The organism is Streptomyces sp. NPDC007346, assembly GCF_040703535.1.
GTDB lineage: Bacteria > Actinomycetota > Actinomycetes > Streptomycetales > Streptomycetaceae > Streptomyces.
Map to the genome: position 1 here is coordinate 139,559 of NZ_JBEYKR010000003.1, position 16,334 is coordinate 155,892.

At 72.6% G+C, this 16,334-nt stretch carries 15 protein-coding genes; 11 read left to right on the forward strand and 4 right to left on the reverse strand.

Going from position 1 to position 16,334, the window contains the following annotated elements:
* The first annotated feature begins 35 nt into the window (after positions 1-35).
* The 7 genes from AB0917_RS02040 to AB0917_RS02070 all read left to right on the forward strand — a co-directional run bounded on the left by AB0917_RS02040 (position 36) and on the right by AB0917_RS02070 (position 7,361).
* Positions 36-2,939, forward strand: a complete 2,904-nt coding sequence (locus tag AB0917_RS02040) for a Na+/H+ antiporter subunit A (RefSeq protein ID WP_366817501.1) — start codon at positions 36-38, stop codon at positions 2,937-2,939.
* A complete protein-coding gene (locus tag AB0917_RS02045) occupies positions 2,936-3,556 on the forward strand; it encodes a Na(+)/H(+) antiporter subunit C (RefSeq protein ID WP_366817502.1) in 621 nt (206 codons plus the stop codon). Before AB0917_RS02040 ends, AB0917_RS02045 begins: the two co-directional genes overlap by 4 nt.
* Positions 3,553-5,205 (forward strand): Na+/H+ antiporter subunit D, encoded by a 1,653-nt coding sequence (locus AB0917_RS02050; RefSeq protein WP_366817503.1) that lies wholly within the window; start codon positions 3,553-3,555, stop codon positions 5,203-5,205. The genes AB0917_RS02045 and AB0917_RS02050 overlap by 4 nt, the downstream gene beginning before the upstream one ends.
* Positions 5,202-5,828, forward strand: a complete 627-nt coding sequence (locus tag AB0917_RS02055) for a Na+/H+ antiporter subunit E (RefSeq protein WP_366817504.1) — start codon at positions 5,202-5,204, stop codon at positions 5,826-5,828. The genes AB0917_RS02050 and AB0917_RS02055 overlap by 4 nt, the downstream gene beginning before the upstream one ends.
* Positions 5,825-6,163: a monovalent cation/H+ antiporter complex subunit F gene (locus AB0917_RS02060; RefSeq protein ID WP_366817505.1), complete on the forward strand. Its 339-nt coding sequence runs from the start codon at positions 5,825-5,827 to the stop codon at positions 6,161-6,163. The genes AB0917_RS02055 and AB0917_RS02060 overlap by 4 nt, the downstream gene beginning before the upstream one ends.
* Positions 6,160-6,513 carry a monovalent cation/H(+) antiporter subunit G gene (mnhG, locus tag AB0917_RS02065; RefSeq protein ID WP_366817506.1) on the forward strand — a complete coding sequence of 118 codons (354 nt, stop codon included), beginning with the start codon at positions 6,160-6,162 and terminating at the stop codon, positions 6,511-6,513. Before AB0917_RS02060 ends, mnhG begins: the two co-directional genes overlap by 4 nt.
* A gap of 110 nt (positions 6,514-6,623) precedes the next feature.
* Positions 6,624-7,361, forward strand: coding sequence for a CDP-alcohol phosphatidyltransferase family protein (locus AB0917_RS02070; RefSeq protein WP_366817507.1), 738 nt, complete (start codon positions 6,624-6,626; stop codon positions 7,359-7,361).
* Here AB0917_RS02070 and AB0917_RS02075 read toward each other — a convergent pair.
* Complete coding sequence (locus AB0917_RS02075; protein WP_015612087.1) at positions 7,330-7,779, reverse strand: adenylyltransferase/cytidyltransferase family protein; 450 nt, start codon at positions 7,777-7,779, stop codon at positions 7,330-7,332. The two genes, AB0917_RS02070 and AB0917_RS02075, sit on opposite strands and share 32 nt — an antisense overlap.
* Before the next feature lie 151 nt (positions 7,780-7,930).
* On the opposite strand from AB0917_RS02075, the gene AB0917_RS02080 reads away from it, so the two are divergent.
* From AB0917_RS02080 to AB0917_RS02090, 3 genes are read left to right on the forward strand one after another with little or no spacing between them, the layout of a single operon-like run.
* Entirely contained in the window at positions 7,931-9,193 is a 1,263-nt protein-coding gene (locus AB0917_RS02080) for a glycosyltransferase (RefSeq protein ID WP_366817508.1), read from the forward strand.
* On the forward strand, positions 9,190-10,875 hold the full coding sequence (locus tag AB0917_RS02085; protein WP_366817509.1) for a lipopolysaccharide biosynthesis protein: 1,686 nt from the start codon (positions 9,190-9,192) through the stop codon (positions 10,873-10,875). Before AB0917_RS02080 ends, AB0917_RS02085 begins: the two co-directional genes overlap by 4 nt.
* Positions 10,872-12,116 (forward strand): hypothetical protein, encoded by a 1,245-nt coding sequence (locus AB0917_RS02090; RefSeq protein ID WP_366817510.1) that lies wholly within the window; start codon positions 10,872-10,874, stop codon positions 12,114-12,116. Before AB0917_RS02085 ends, AB0917_RS02090 begins: the two co-directional genes overlap by 4 nt.
* Here the strand turns inward: AB0917_RS02090 and AB0917_RS02095 are convergent.
* Positions 12,085-13,626, reverse strand: a complete 1,542-nt coding sequence (locus AB0917_RS02095) for a hypothetical protein (RefSeq protein WP_366817511.1) — start codon at positions 13,624-13,626, stop codon at positions 12,085-12,087. The two genes, AB0917_RS02090 and AB0917_RS02095, sit on opposite strands and share 32 nt — an antisense overlap.
* Positions 13,627-13,731: 105 nt before the next feature.
* Between AB0917_RS02095 and AB0917_RS02100 the strand changes: the two genes are divergently transcribed.
* Complete coding sequence (locus AB0917_RS02100) at positions 13,732-14,895, forward strand: glycosyltransferase (RefSeq protein ID WP_366817512.1); 1,164 nt, start codon at positions 13,732-13,734, stop codon at positions 14,893-14,895.
* Positions 14,896-14,916: 21 nt separating this feature from the next.
* Here the strand turns inward: AB0917_RS02100 and AB0917_RS02105 are convergent, their stop codons facing one another.
* Positions 14,917-15,756, reverse strand: a complete 840-nt coding sequence (locus tag AB0917_RS02105; RefSeq protein WP_366817513.1) for a glycosyltransferase family 2 protein — start codon at positions 15,754-15,756, stop codon at positions 14,917-14,919.
* Positions 15,753-16,334, reverse strand: a 582-nt coding sequence (locus AB0917_RS02110) for a hypothetical protein (RefSeq protein ID WP_366817514.1), incomplete at its 5' end; no start/stop codon positions are given. The genes AB0917_RS02105 and AB0917_RS02110, both read right to left, overlap by 4 nt.

Consider the following 16,334-nt stretch of genomic DNA (forward strand, 5'->3'; position numbering starts at 1 on the left):
CCGGTTGACCCGCCCTCTAACCCGGACACTCCTCTGTGATCGCCCTCATCATCTGTCACTTCGTGCTGGCAGCCTGCGCAGGCCCGCTGGTACACCGGCTCGGCAGGCGTGCCTTCCTCGTGCTCGCGCTGCCCCCGATCGCCGCCACCGTCTGGGCGTTCACCCAATGGGACACCGCCGCGTCCGGTGACGCGGTCGCCTGGTCCTGGCAGTGGATCCCGACGTACGACGTCTCGCTGGATCTGCGCCTGGACGCGCTGGCCACCCTGATGGTCCTGCTGGCCACCGGGGTCGGCGGGCTCGTCCTGCTCTACTGCGCCTCCTATTTCCGCGACGACACGCCGCAATTGGGGCGATTCGCCGGGAACCTCCTTGCTTTCGCGGGCGCGATGCTCGCGCTGGTCCTCGCCGACGACCTGATCACGCTCTACGTGTTCTGGGAGCTGACCACGGTCTTCTCCTACCTGCTGATCGGCCACGGCAGCGAACACCGGCACAGTCGCCGCTCCGCGCTCCAGGCGCTGACGGTCACCACGCTCGGCGGCCTCGCGATGCTGGTCGGCTTCCTGATCGTCGGTCAGGCCGCCGGGACGTACCGGATCTCCACGATCGTCGCCGACCCGCCCGAGGCGACCCTCGCCGTCTCCGTCGCCCTCGTCCTGATCCTGTGCGGGGCGCTGTCGAAGTCCGCGATCTGGCCGTTCTCCATGTGGCTGCCGAACGCGATGGCCGCGCCGACCCCGGTCAGCGCCTATCTGCACGCCGCCGCGATGGTCAAGGCCGGGGTCTACCTGGTCGCCCGGCTCTCCCCGGCCTTCGCCGACGTACCCGTGTGGAAACCCGTCATCCTCGTGCTCGGCGGCGCGACCATGCTGCTCGGCGGCTGGCGGGCGCTGCGCCTGAACGACCTCAAGCTCGTCCTCGCCTACGGGACCGTCAGCCAGCTCGGCTTCCTCACCCTGCTCGCGGGGACCGGCAACCGGGACGCGGCCCTCGCCGCCGCCGCCATGATCCTCGGCCACGCCCTGTTCAAGGCGCCGCTCTTCCTCGTCACCGGCATCGTCGACCACGCCACCGGCACCCGCGACCTGCGCAAGCTCTCCGGGGTCGGCCGCTCCCTGCCGTACGTCACCGCCGTCGCCGTGCTCGCCGCCGCCTCCATGGCCGCCCTGCCGCCCCTGCTCGGCTTCGCCGCCAAGGAGGCCGCGTTCGAGGCGCTGCTGCACGGCTCCGCCGCCGACCGGTGGGCGCTGGCCGTCGTCGTCGTGGGCTCGGCGCTGACCACCGCGTACACGCTACGGTTCGTCTGGGGCGCCTTCGCCCGCAAGCCCGGCGTCCCCGACACCCCCGTACACAGCGTGGGCTGGGGCTTCCTCGCCCCGCCCGCCCTGCTCGCCGCCGTCGGCCTGGTCCTCGGCCCCGGTGTCGGGCTGACCGACCGGCTGCTGGGCGCGTACGCCGACACCTACCCCGCCTCCGAGCACCCCTACCACCTCTCCCTCTGGCACGGGTTCGGCGTCGCCCTGCTCCTGTCGGCGCTCGCCTGGGGGGCAGGCGTCGCCCTCTTCCTCGGGCGCTCCACCGTCACCAAGATCTCCCGCCGCGTCGCCTGGCCCACCGCCGACAGCGTCTTCGGCCATCTGCTGCTCGGCCAGGAGCGCCTGGCCCTCCAGGTCACCGGCTTCATCCAGCGCGGCTCCCTCTCGGTGTACCTGGCCACCACGCTCCTGGTGATGCTCGGCGGGCAGCTCGCCGTGCTCATCACCGACCAGCCGTGGCAGGGCGCCGTCGCCCCCCGGGTCTGGGACAACCCGCTCCAGGGGGCCGTCGCCGTACTGACCTGCGCCGCCGCTCTCCTCTGCGTGACCGTACGGCGCCGGATGAAGGCCGTCGTCCTGGGCGGCCTGACCGGTTACGGCACCGCCCTGCTCTTCGTGGTCCAGGGCGCGCCCGACCTGGCGCTCACCCAGTTCTGCGTCGAGACCGTGGCGATGATCGTCTTCGTCCTGGTGCTGCGCCGGATGCCGGTGCACTTCGTGGAGACCGTCTCCCCCTGGCGGCGGGCCATGCGCGTCCCGGTCGCCCTCGCCGCGGCCGCCACCATCGGCGTCGCGGTGTGGGTGGCCGCCGCCGCCCGCATCGCCGAACCGGCCGGGGCCGCCATGGTCCAGGAGGTCGCGGACCACGGGTACAAGGACGTGGTCGCCACGATCCTCGTCGACCTGCGTGCCTGGGACACCATGGGCGAGTCCGCGGTGCTGGCCGCCGCCGCGATCGGCGTCACCAGCCTCATCTACCTGCACCGCCGCAGCGACGGCTCCATGGCCCAGGACCAGCTCAAGGGCCGTACCGCCTGGTCGCTCTCCGCGCAGCACTCCGCGCGGCTGCCCCAGGGCGACGACGTGGCCCCCGAGCGCAGCTGGCTGGCGGCAGGTTCGACCCTCGCCCCCGAGCACCGCTCGATCGTCTTCGAAGTGGTGGCCCGGCTGCTGTTCCACCCCATCCTGGTCCTCTCGGTCTACCTGCTGTTCTGCGCCGAGAACATGCCGGGCGGCGGCTTCGTCGCCGGACTCGTCGCCGGAGTCGCCCTCATCACCCGCTACCTGGCGGGCGGCCGCTTCGAGCTGGCCGAGGCCGCACCCCTGCAACCAGGGCTCTTCACCGGACTCGGCCTCTTCATCTCCACCGGGGTCGGCCTCCTCGGCCTCATCGACGGAACCGTGTTGCACGCCTTCACCTACCATGGCCATCTGCCGATCTTCGGCGACTTCCACATGAGCACACCCCTCCTCTTCGACTTCGGCGTCTACCTGCTGGTCCTCGGTGTCGTCCTCGACATCGTGCGGGCCCTCGGCGCCAAGATCGACCGACAGATCGAACGGGCCGCGGGCGTCCTCACCCCGTCCGGCGGCCCCGAGGCGGGAGGAACCCCCCAGTGATCGTCAGCGCCTCGCTCCTCACCACCGCCGTGGTGCTCTGCGCGGTCGGCGGCATCCTCATGCTGACCCGGCCGCTGACCCGCATCCTGCTCGGGGCCGTCATCGCGAGCAACGGCATCAATCTGCTGATCCTCGCGGCGACCGGAACCGCCGGCGCGCCCCCGCTGCTGTACGGGGTCTCCCTGCGCCAGGTCACCGACCCGCTGCCGCAGGCCATCGCGCTCACCGCCATCGTCATCACCCTCGGCACCACGGCCTTCCTGCTCTCCATGGCCTACCGCAGCCACCAGATCACCGGCACCGACGAGGTGCACGACGACCTGGAGGACCGGCGCATCGTGCTCCGCGCCGAAGTGCTGGGGGAGCGGGCCCAGCTGCGCGAGGAGTTCCGTTCGGGCGCCGAGCCCACCGCGGGCGAGCGCGAACGCTACCGGGAGGAGCGCCGCCGGCTCCGCGACCGGCTGCACGCCGACCGGGCCCGCCAGGCCCGTGGCCGCGACGCCTCCGGCGACCTCTGGAACGACATCATCGGCGCAGACCCGGAGGACTACGAACGCGACGGCGACGCCAAGGCCGACGACCGATACCCCCGCGACGAACGAGGAGCCACCGGATGAACGCGCTCGTCCCGCTTCCGGTGCTGCTGCCGCTCTGCGCCACCGGACTCAGCCTGACCTTCGGCACCCGCCTGAAAAGGTTCCAGCGCTTCATCAGCGTGGCCGTACTCACCGCCGTACTCGCGCTCTCGGTCATCCTGATGATCGCCGCCGACCGGCAGGGCCCGCTCTCCGTCCACCTCGGCGACTTCGCCCCGCCGCTCGGCATCACCCTGGTCGCCGACCGGCTCTCCGGGCTGATGCTCACCGTCTCCTCGGCCGTCACGCTCTGCGTGCTCGTCTACTCCCTCGGGCAGGGCATGACCGACCGGGACAAGGAGACACCGGTCGCCGTCTTCCACCCCGCCTACCTGATCCTGGTGGCGGGGGTCTCCTGCACCTTCCTGGCGGGCGACCTCGTCAACCTCTTCGTCGGCTTCGAGATCATGCTGGTGGCCAGCTTCGTGCTGCTCACCCTCGGCGGCACCGGCCCCCGGATGCGGGCGGGCTCCACGTACGTGGTCATCTCGCTGTTCTCCTCGATGCTCTTCCTCACGGCCATCGCGATGACGTACGCGGCCACCGGGACCGTCAACTTCGCGCAGCTCGCCCAGCGGCTGCCCGAGATCTCCATCGGCGTGCAGACCCTGATCCAGGCGATGCTGATCACCGTCTTCGCGATCAAGGCCGCCGTCTTCCCCCTCGCGGCCTGGCTGCCGGACTCCTACCCGACCGCCCCGGCGCCCGTCACCGCCGTCTTCGCCGGGCTGCTCACCAAGGTCGGCGTCTACTGCATGCTGCGCACCGAGACCCTGCTCTTCCCGGGCAACCGGATAGGCGATCTCCTGATGGCCGCCGCCCTGGCCTCGATGGTCATCGGCATCCTCGGCGCGGTCGCGCAGACCGACCTCAAGCGGCTGCTCTCGTTCACCCTGATCAGCCACATCGGCTTCATGGTCTTCGGCATCGGCCTGGCCACCCGTGAGGCGTACGGCGGCGCCATCGTGTACGTCGTCCACCACATCACCGTCCAGACCACCCTCTTCCTGGTCGCCGGGCTGATCGAACGCCGGGGCGGCACCACGGAGCTGACCCGGCTCGGCGGACTGGCGAAAGCCGCCCCGATGCTCGCCATCCTCTTCTTCATCCCCGCGATGAACCTCGCCGGCATCCCACCGCTCTCCGGCTTCATCGGGAAGCTCGGGCTGATGCGCGCCGGCGTCGCCGACGGCTCCACCTGGGCCTGGGTCCTGGTCATCGGCTCGGCCGTCACCAGCCTGCTGACGCTGTACGTGACCGCCAAGGTCTGGAACCTGGCGTTCTGGCGGGCCGCCCCGCCCGGCCAGGCGGCCGTCGGCACGGTCCTGGAGTCCGGGGACGACTCCGACGACGACACCGACGAGGGTCCCGACAACATCCCCGGCACCGGTGACGAGGGCATCGACCCGGTGCACCGCCCCGCGGGCCACGCCGTCGCCGCGACCCTGCACGCACGGGACGTCACCACCACCAGCCGGCTGCCCCGGCCCATGACCGCGGCCACCGCCGCGACCATCGTGCTCGGCCTCTCCTTCACCGTGCTCGCCGCCCCGCTCACCGCCTACACCGACCGCTCGGCCGCTGAACTCCTTGAGCGGACCCCCTACATCGAGGAGGTGCTCGGCCGGTGAGCCGTTATGTGCGGTTCTCGTTCCGCGACCCCGACCTGCCGCCGCTCAGCTGCGAGTTCGGCCGCAAAGGGCGAGTGCTGGACCTGCCGCTGATCGCCTGGCTCACCCTCATCTGGGTGCTGCTGTGGTCCACCCTGACCCTGGCCAACGTCATCACCGGCGTGGCCGTGGCCGTCGCCGTCTGCCTGGCCTTCCCGCTGCCCCGGGTCGACCTCGGACTGCGGCTGCACCCCTGGGGCATCATCCACCTGGCCGGGTACCTGCTCCACGACATGTACACCTCCGGGGTGAAGGTCACCCGGCAGATCTTCGTCGGCCTGCCGCACCAGGCGGCGGTCATCGGCGTCCCCCTGCGCTGCCGCAGCGATCTGATGCTCACCGCTGTCGCCGTCTCCGTCTCCAACGTGCCCGGCGGCTCCGTCATCGAGGTGCGCCGGGCCACGGCCACCGTCTTCCTGCACGTCCTGGACGCCGATGTGCCCGAGGAGCTCGAAGCCGCCCGGCGCAAGGTGTGGCGGCTGGAGGAGCTGACCGTACGGGCCTTCGGCACCCGCGACGAGATCGCCCGGGTCGCCGAACCGCCCCCGCCCCCGAAGCCCATCGCCGAGAGGCCCGCACCGTGAGCACACCCGAACAGGTCGACCGCATCCTGTTGATCGCCGCTGTCGTGCTGATCCTGGTGGCCGGAGCCCTGCTGCTGACCCGGATCTGGCGAGGGCCCTCCATGCTGGACCGGGCGGTCTCGCTGGATGTGCTGGCCGCACTGATCATCGCCGGTCTGGCCGCCAAGTCGGCCTTCGCCCGGGACCCGTTCTACTTCCCGATCATGTTGGTGCTGGCCTTCCTGGGCTTCACCGGATCGGTGGGCATCGCCCGCTTCATCGCCGTACGTGACCGGCCAAGCATCGGTCGGCCCCCCTCCTCACAGACCGGCGACACGCAGAAGGGCCCCCAGTGAACGTCTGGCTCCAGATCGTCGACACGGCCGGTGCCGTGCTGATCTTCATCGGCGCGGCGATCTGCCTGCTCGGGGTGATCGGCATGCTGCGGCTGCCCGACGTCCTCTCCCGCAGCCACGCGGCCACCAAGCCCCAGATCCTGGGCATGCTCCTGGTTCTGGCTGGGGTCGCCCTGCGGCTGCGCACCGGCATGGACCTGGCCACCCTCGCCCTCATCGGGTTCTTCCAGATGCTCACCAGCCCGGTCGCCTCGCACCTGGTCGCCCGCTCCGCCTACCGCACCGGGCAGGTGGACCACGACGAGCTGCTCTTCGACGAACTGGACGAGCAGCTCACCGAGGAGAAGTAGCCCGCCGGCCCCGGCCGCGTGATCACAAAACCGTTCCGTCCCCGCCAATCACGCCACGGCCTCGGTGCCCGCATGCCATGATGCGGGCAATGCCGGACGCTGGGGGGCGTATGGGAAGCACGGGCACAGTGCTGCGCGAACTGCGCGGCGCACAGAAGAGCGCCAAGGGCGTCTCGCTCTACTCGCGGTACGTGAACCGCCCGGCCGGGCGGGTGCTCGCGGCGGGCGCGTACCGGGCCGGGCTGACGCCCAATCAAGTAACGCTGATCAGCGCGCTGTTCACCTACTCCGCGCTCGCGGCGGTGGCACTCGTCGAACCGTCCTGGACGCTGGCCGTCGCGGTCTACGCGGCGCTCGCCATCGGCTTCGCCTTCGACTCCGCCGACGGTCAGCTCGCCCGGCTCACCGGCCGGGGCGGCCCCGACGGGGAATGGCTGGACCACGTCGTGGACTGCGGCAAGCTGCTGCTCGTCCACACCGCGGTGCTGATCTCCTTCCACCGCTTCGGTGAACTGCCGTCCGACGGATGGCTGTTGCTGCCGCTGGGCTTCCAGCTGGCCGCCGTGCTGACCTTCTGCGCGGGGCTGCTGCGCGAACAGCTCGGCAAGGCGGCGGCCACCGCGCCGGCCGCGGCCACGGTGGCCGGGCCCGCCGCGCCGGCCTCGCGGGTGCGGGCGATCGTCCTGCTGCCCGCCGACTACGGGGTGTTCTGCCTGGTGTTCCTGCTGCTCGGCGCACCCGGGGCCTTCCGGGCCGGGTACGCCGTGCTCGCGGTGGTCCACACCCTGTTCCTGGCGGCCTTCCTCGCCAAGTGGTTCAGGGAGCTGAGAGCGCTCCGTCCCGGCTGACGAGCACGTCCAGCGCCCGCCGCAGCTGGGTGCTGGACGTGTGCACGGTGTACGGGAAGTAGACGACCTCCACGCCGACCTCGGCGAAGTCGCGCTCCAGCTTCTTCCCCTTCTCCGTGCCCCGCCAGTCGTCGCCCTTGAAGATCACGTCGAACCGGACCTGCTGCCAGGTCTCGACCTTGTCCGGCACGGTCTCCACGAACGCGGCGTCGACGAACCGCACACTGCGGACGATCTCCAGCCGTTCGCGTAACGGGATCACGGGCGTGTGGCCCTTGGCCAGGGCGGCCATCTCGTCCGAGACGACCCCCGCCACCAGGTAGTCGCACTGACTGCGGGCGTGCCGCAGGATGTTGAGGTGGCCCACGTGGAACAGGTCGTACACCCCGGGCGCGTACCCCACCCTGTGCTGCACCATCCGTATCTCTCCCCCCACGGTCGATGTGATCCGGTGATGTTCCAACGACCTTACTGTGAAGAACACTTGTGCAAGCCGTGAACGGATAAGCTCGGCAGGGGGCTGCCCCCGCGGGGGGCGGCGGCTGTCGTGGGGGGAAGGCGATCGTCCGATGTCCGATGCCGAGAAGCACAGGCCGTTTCTCGACCGCCGCCTTCTGGTGGTCTCGACGAACTACGCGCCGGAGGTCACGGGCATAGGCCCGTACGCCACTCAACTCGCCGAGCACTGGGCCGCGTCGGGCGCCCGGGTCAGGGCGCTCACCGGAATGCCGCACTACCCGTCCTGGCAGCTGGACGAGGCGTACCGGAGCGTGTGGCGGACGGTGGAGTTACGCGGCGGCGTCGGCGTGCACCGGCGACGGCATTACATACCGCCCCGTCAGACCGCCCTGAAACGCGCCGCGTTCGAGGCGAGCGTCCTGGCCACCGGGCTGATCGCGCCCCCGCCGGGCAGACCCGACGCCGTGATCTCGCAGATGCCGAGCCTCGCCGGCGGTGTCATCGGCGCCCGGCTCGCGCGCCGCCACCGCGTCCCGTACGTTCCCGTCGTCCAGGACCTGATGGGCGCGGCCGCCGCACAGAGCGGCATCCGGGGCGGGGGCAGGGCGGCGGCCCTCGCCGCGGCGGCCGAGCGGTACGCGCTGAGCGGCGCCGCCCTCGTCGGCGTCATCCACGAGAGCTTCGTCCCCGGCGTCACCGCCCTCGGCGTCGACCCCGGACGCATCCGGCTCGTCCCCAACTGGACCCATGTGCACGGGCCCACGGCCGACCGGGCGGCAACCCGGGCCCGGCTCGGCTGGAGCCCGGCCACCCCCGTCGTGCTGCACTCCGGGAACATGGGCCTCAAGCAGGGCCTCGACGTCCTGGTGGACACCGCCCGCCTGGCCCCGGACGTCCGGGTGGTCCTGATGGGCGACGGCAACCAGCGCGACGCCCTGCGCGCCCGCGCCGAGGGCCTGCCCAACGTGGACTTCCTGGAGCCGGCGGGGGCCGGGGAGTTCACCGACATCCTCGCCGCCGCCGACGTCCTCGCGGTGACCCAGCGGGCCTCCGTCCTCGACATGAGCGTCCCCTCCAAGCTCACCTCCTACTTCGTCTCCGGCCGCCCGGTCGTCGCCTCCGTGGCCGACGAGGGCGGCACCGCGGACGAGGTGCGCCGCTCGGGGGCCGGGGTGCTCGTCGCCCCCGAGGACCCGGCCGCCCTGCTGGAGACCGTACGGAAGCTGACCGCCGACCCGGCCACGGCCGACGCGCTGGGGGCCCAGGGGCCGCGGTACGTGGCGCGCCACCTGAGCCGGGAGGCCGGGCTCGCCCGCTTCGACGCCCTGCTCACCGAGGCCCTCCAGGACGGACAAGGGAGCCCGACCCGATGACCCCCCTCAACCGTGTCCTGGACGACCAGGACGAACCGGCGCTCCTGCGCGACCAGTTCCGCCAACTCCTGCGCTACCGGGCGCTGCTGGCGGCCGGCGTCGTCATCGGGCTGCTCGGCGGCGGCTACCTCGCCCTCAGTGGCGAGGACACCTACACCGCCACCGGCGAGGTGCTGGTCCGCTCCGCCATCTCCGACCCGTTCGCCGCCGGGGCCAGCGCCGACAAGGGCATCAACATCGGCTCCGAACGCCAGACCGCCGTCAGCGACACCGTCGGCACCCTGGCGGCGGGCACGCTCCTCAAGAAGGGCGACGACGTCACCGCCCGTGAGCTCCTGACCGGTCTCCAGGTCACCAACCCGCCCAACACCCTCACCCTCCGCTTCTCCTACACCGGGGCCACCCCCGAGCAGTCCCGGGCCCGCGCCGAGGCCCTGGCGGGCGCCTACCTGGCCCACCGCAAGGCGCGCACCGAGGACAGCATCACGAACATGTCCGACGGCTACCGGGCCCAGCTCGGCCCACTGGAGGAGAAGCGCGACCTGCTGGAGAAGCAGATCGGGGCGGGCGCGGACAACGACGTCTCCAGCGCGCGGGCCAACATCATCGTCTCCATCTCCGAGCTCAGCCGGAAGATCTCCGAGCTCAAGGCCCTGGACACCACCCCCGGCTACCTCAACAAGAAGCCCGTCGCCCCCACCTCGCCCACCGGCCCCGGCCTGCCCCTGCTGCTCGGCCTCGGCGGGGTCGTCGGCCTCGCGCTGGGGCTGCTGCTCTCCTGGGTGCGGCTCGTCTTCGACCCCGCCGTACGCTCCACCCGCGAGCTGGTCCGCTCGCTCGGCGCCCCGCTGCTGGGCACCCTGCCCCGCGAACGCGGAGCCGCCGGCACGGTCCTGGCCATCGGCCGCAGCGGCTCCCGGCTCGCCGAGGAGTACCGGGCCGTCGCCTTCCGGCTCGCCTACGACCCCTCGTTCGCCGAGAGCCGCCGGCTGCTGGTCACCGCCCCGCGCGGCGACAACGCCGAAGCGGGGGCCGCCGCCGCCAACCTGGCCGCCGCCTTCGCCGAGATGGGCCGCGACGTCCTGCTCGTCGAGGCCGACCTGCGCACCCCCTCCCTCGCCCGCGCCCTGGGCCCCGCCGCGCACGAGGTCCGCCCGCCGCGCTGGGCCGCCGAGGAGGGCGACGGCAGCTGGCCCACCGGAGGCCGCTCCAACGTGGACGTCCCCGGCTCCGGCGCCTTCGCCCTGATCCCCGGGACCACGGTCGACAACGTGCCGCGCGCCCTCACCTCCACCCCGGTCGGCCGCATCGTCGCCGAGGCCGACCGGCCCGGCGGCGTCGTCATCGTCCTCGCCCCGCCCGTCCTGTCCTACGCGGACGCGGTCGCCCTGGTGGACCGGGTGGAGGGCGTCATGGTCGTCTGCGACCCGCGCGAGGTGCACCGCAGCGACCTGGAGCGCATCCGCGAGATCATCGGCGCCTCCGGCGGCTCCGTCCTGGGCGCCCTGCTCCACCCGGGGAGGCGGCGGCTGAGGCGCTCGGAGCGCCGGCCCAAGTCCGCCCGCCGCCGCACCGGGAGCGGCGGGCCCCCCTCCGCCGGGCCGGGCGCGCCCGAGCTGACGGGCGACCCCACCGAGACCCTCGGCCTGCGCGCCCTGACCCTCCCGGCGGCGCGGCGGTGAGAGCCCGCACGGCCGTCCTGTGCTCGGTCGCGGACCAGGGCGTGGCGGCGCTCACCAACATCCTGGTGCTGGTCGCCGCCGCCCGGCTCTCCACCGTCGCCGACTTCGCCCGCTTCTCCGCGGTCTACCTGGTCTTCACCGTGCTGCTCGGCGTCTCGGGCGCGTACACCGGGCAGCCCCTGGTCCTCAAACGCGGCGGCGGCGAGGAGACGCGGAGCGCCTGCCGCTCGGCCGTCACCTTCACCGTGCTCGCCGCCGCCGCGTTCGGCGCGCTCCTGGCCGCCGTCTGCGTCCTCGTCCCCGGGGACACCGCGCGGGCGCTGATGATGCTCGGCACGGTCCTGCCGGTGGTGCTGGGCCAGGACGCCGCACGGTATGCCTTCTCCACCCTCCAGCAGCCCCATCTCGCCCTGCTCTGCGACCTGTTGCGGCTGGCCTGCGTCCTCGGCGCGCTCGGGACGCAGGCGTACGGGGCCCCGCCCGCCCGCCTGATCGCCCTGTGGGGCCTCTCCGCCCTGCCCGCCCTGCTGCTCTCCGCCGCCCTGCTCCACCGCGCCACCGCCGGGGCCCCGCTGCTGCTGCGGCCGATGCTCCGACGCGGCCACCTCGGGCAGCGGTTCACCGTCGAGTTCGGGGTGGGCAACGCGACCAGCCAGCTCTCCGTCCTCGGCCTCGGCGCCGTCGGCAACCCGCTCCTGGTCGGCGCCCTGCGCGGGGCGACCACCCTGTTCGGGCCGCTGAACGTGCTGTTCACCTCCGCCACCTCCTTCGGCCCCCCGCTGCTGGGCCGGATCGCCGACGAGCGCAGCCGGGTGCGGGCCACCGCCGCCCTCGCCGCCGTCCTCGCCACCACCGCCGGAGCCTGGGCCACCGTCCTGGCCCTCCTCCCCGACAGCGCCGGGCGCGGGCTCCTGGGCGACACCTGGCCCGTGGCCGCCGCCCTGCTGCCCGCCACCGGCAGCCAGTACGCGGCCATGGCCGTCGGCACCTGCGGGCTCCTCGCCCTGCGGATGCTCGACCCGCGCACCACCCTCGCCATCCAGGTGGTCTTCTCGCTCACCGCCGTGGTCTTCCTCGCGGGCGGTTACGTCATCGGGGGCGTCCCGGGCGCCGCCTGGGGGCTCTTCCTCGGCTCGCTCTGCAAGGCCGCCGCCACTTGGATCCGGGTGGCCCGGCTGCGCCGCCGCACACCGGCACCGGGGGATGCCCTCAGCGCCGACGCGCTGCCCTCTGCTCCCTGAACGTGCTGATCAGCAGCAGACACAGCGCGGCGATGGCCAGTTTGCCCGCCGCCTGGAGGAGCGGGCCGCGCAGCAGGATGAAGGTGTACCCGGCGATCAGCGGCGCGGCGATGGCCAGCACGCCGGCGGGTCCGGGCCCCGCCCGGGTGACGGCCAGAGCGTACCGGCGGTCGGTGCGGGCCGCCCCGTAGCCGATCAGTGCCATCCCGCCGATCATCCCGGTCGCGCCGAAGTCGACCCAGATCTCGGTCCACAGCGGGGCCGAGAGGTTGGTCATCCGCATCCCCATCCACTGCCCCACCCGCACCCCGGTGTCCTCCGGCTTCCCGCTCCACACCGCGCGCGGCACGAAGAACAGGGCGGAGCCCGCCAGTTGGCGGCCGTAGGTGTGGCCCCGGGCGTCGACCCAGGAGATGGTGTTGGCGAACATCACCGTCTGGTCGTAGTCCTTGGTCGCCAGCGGCTCGAAGACGGAGGCGGACTGCACGGTCTTCTGGCCCTCCTCGTCGTAGCGGAACTTGTCCGCGTAGGGGAAGAGCACCAGCGCCCCCACCACCCCGGTCGCCAGCACCGTGCGGTAGACCGCCGCGCTGCTGGGGAACGCGGTGAACAGCAGCGACACCAGCACTGTCAGGAACCAGTAACGGGCGTTGGAGACGGGGTTGTTGACCACCAGATTGAGCCCCGCGAGCGCAACCCACACCAGCACCGTCGACGGGGTGCGGCGGGCCCGGTAGGAGGTCACCAGGCGGCGGGTGTAGAAGAGCAGCGCCAGCAGCGCCGGTACCGTGCCGAAGCCCTTCAGGAACGCCGAGCCGACGTTCGACTCGGCCGAGGCGACCCCGCTCGCCGCCACCGTCTCGCTGATCTCCTGCCGGCTGGAGAAGAAGACCGCGGGCCCGCCCAGCTTCAGTACGTAGAAGCCGCTCGCCGCGAACGCCAGCAGCACCAGCAGCCGCAGCCGCAGCGGATGCGCCAGGGCCGGCCCGCCGCCCGAGCCCCGCGCGGAGGGCGTACGCCGCCGCAGCGGGCGCCGCGAGGCCAGCAGCGCCCCCAGGTCGAAGGCGGCACACCCCACCAGGATCATCGCGATGGCCGTCACCAGGTCCGAGCGCGGCCCCACCATCGGCGTCGGCGTCTGCCCGATCACCACCTGGGCGAACGGAGCCACCCCCATCGCGATGTACACGAACATCCAGAAGACGCCCTGGAGCAGCCGCCGCCGGGTGGAGAGGATCATCGTCGAGAGCCGGGCGCCCGCATAGCAGGTCAGGACCAGCTGGAGCCAGTACGCCGTGTCCCGGACCCCGCTGCCGGGCTGGGCGGCGATCACCGCGGGCAGGAAGCAGACCAGGCCCAGGATGAGCGGCACCGACAGGGCCCGCGACAGCATCGCCCAGGCGATCGGCCGCTCGGGGGGCTCGAAGGGGCCGCCCGGGGCCTTGGACCGCTCCGCACGCGCGGGGGCCTCGCCTGCCGGTCCGTGCGCCGACGTGTGCACCGACGTCATGCGCCCCCCGTTCAGTGAACCGCTCAACACTCTAACGAATCAACCCACTTGAGGGGGTGCGATGGCTACGCTGTGAAAAGTTGGCCGAGGTCGAGGGGAACCCTGGTGAAAATCCTGCACGTCGTCACGCTCCACACCCCGGACCACGCGTTCGGCGGCCCGACCCGGGTGGCGCTCAACCTGTCCAAGGTCCAGCGGGCCGCCGGTGACGACGCCCGCGTCATGGCCCTGGGCGACGGCTTTCCCGGCGGCGAACTGCCCGGCCACGTCGAGGGAGTTCCGGCCCACCTCTTCCAGGCCCGGCACCTGCTCCCGATGTTCGAGGTCAGCGGCATCACCTCCGCCGCGCTGCTGCGCACCGCACGCCGCATGATGCGCGGCGCCGACCTCGTACACGTCCACCTCATGCGGGACCTGGTGACCCTGCCCGCCGCCCTGCTCGCGCTCGCGACCCGTACGCCGCTGGTCGTCCAGACCCACGGCATGGTCGACCCCACCGAGAAGAGGGCCGCCCAGCTCACCGACCTGCTCGGGGTCCGCAAGGTGCTGCGGGAGGCGGACGCCGTCCTGCACCTGACCGAGACGGAGCGGATCGATGTGAACGCCGTCGCCGCCCCCGTCCCGCTCACCCGCACCGTACGGCTGGTCAACGGGGTACGCCCGCAGGAGCGCAAGCCCGCCCGCGACCCCGGCCGGCCGCCCACCGTGCTCTTCCTCGCCCGGATCCAGGAGCGCAAGCGGCCCGAGGACTTCGTCGCCGCGATGCCGCACGTCCTCGCCCGCCACCCGGACGCCCGCTTCGTGCTGGCCGGACCGGACACCGGCGCGCTGCCGGGCACCCTCGCGCTCGCCCGGAAGCTGGGCGTGACCGGCTCGCTGGACCAGGTGGGCCCGCTGGACCACGAGGAGGTGCTCGCCGCCGGACGGGAGGCCGACGTGTACGTGCTGCCGTCGATCGAGGAGCCCCTGGGCGTATCGGTCCTGGAGGCGATGTCGGTCGGCACCCCGGTCGTCATCACCCGTACCTGCGGCCTGGGGCCCGATGTGGCGCAGGCCGGGGCGGGCCGGGTCATCGACAGCCGGGTCGGCCAGGACGCGGCCAACGCCCGCAAGGTCGCCGACGCGATCCTGGAGCTGCTGGAGCCGGAGGCCGCCGAGCGGGCGGGCAAGGCCGCCTGGGAGCTGGTGAACGGCCACTTCACCATCGAGGTCGTCACCACCACCCTCCGGCGGACCTACGAGGACGTGGTCCGCCGGAGGCGAGGGTGAGGGAGCGGCCCGACCGAGCCGTCAACGCAGCGGCTTCTCCCGCGACTTGAGGGCGATCTGCCAGCGGTAGAAGCTCATCGCCAGCGCGAAGTCGAACCCGGCCCGGCCGTCCAGGAAGCCCCGCCGGTAGAGGTACATGTACGCGAACGACACCACCGGCTTGAACGGCGCCTTGTGGAACAACTGCCCCTGGCGCGACTTGACCTGGCGCACCTGCTCCTTCACCTGGGGGTGGTGCTCCAGCCACGCCTCCCAGTCCGAGTACCGGTTGTGGCGCTCGAACCAGGCGGTGACCGGGTCGAGATCCTGGTGCTCGATGGGGTGCTTCAGCGTCCCCACAGTGGCCGCGACCGGCTGGTAGTGCCCCTCCACCTCGCCGATGCCCGGCGCGTCCAGGTCCCCGACCTCCGGGTAGTGGCAGCGGGTCCGGTCGGTCAACGACCGCTTGCGGATGGTGTATCCGTGACGCAGCCGCTTCCCCGAGAACCAGTACCCGAGCGGGATGTCGTACGCGGCGGGCTTCGGCGCGGAGGGATCGCGGAAGGTCTCCCGCAACTCGGCCAGCAGCCTGGGGCTCAGCCGCTCGTCGCCGTCGAGCAGCAGGATCCAGTCCAGGTCGGTGCGGACGTTCTCCAGGCACCACTGCTTCTTCCGGGGGTGGCCCCCGTCCCAGGTGTACGTGACCACCTCGGCCCCGCACTCCTCGGCGATCTTGACGGTGTCGTCGGTGCTGTGGGAGTCCACCACGACGACCGCCTCGAAGTGGCCGAGCACCGATCTCACCGCCTCGGCGATGTTCAGGCCCTCGTTCTTCGTGGGGATCGCCACGGCTATGGGCAGCTTCGTCTTACCAGCGGTCATCCCTTGGCTCCTTCGGGCAGCCAGGCGTAGCAGCCTGTGGAGGTGAACGTGCGGGCGGACTTCGGGACGGTGATCCTCCGGGACTCACCCGTGTCGGAGGCGCCGGAGGCCAGCTCCCTCCCGTCCGCCCCCTCGATCCGCCACGAGCAGTCGGTGGTGGGGGAGGCGGAGCGGTAGACGCCGGGCCGCAGTGCCTTGCCGGTGTGGGTGCCGTCGGTGTAGGCGTACGCGGCCTCGTCGACCAGGTCCTGGTGCTGGGGGCAGAGCCCGGCCACGGCGGCGGGCGCGTCGGGGATCTCCTGGGTGGCGATGGCGCCCACGGCGGTGTCCCGGTCGGCCTTGACGAGGTAGCGCAGCTTGTCGCAGGTCTCCTGGCCGGTCTGGAGCACGGCGGCCGGGTCCATGCCCTGGGGCACCCGGTTCGCCAGGTACTCCTTCTGCCGCTGGGTGAAGGTCCCGGTGGCCGGGGTGATCTCGTCGGCGGGTGTCATCGGGCCCTGGGCGGTCGCGGCCGGGGCGGACGGTCCGGGGCGCGCCGGCTCCTCGGTGGCGGCTGCCGTGGGCGGAGCGGGCGTGGC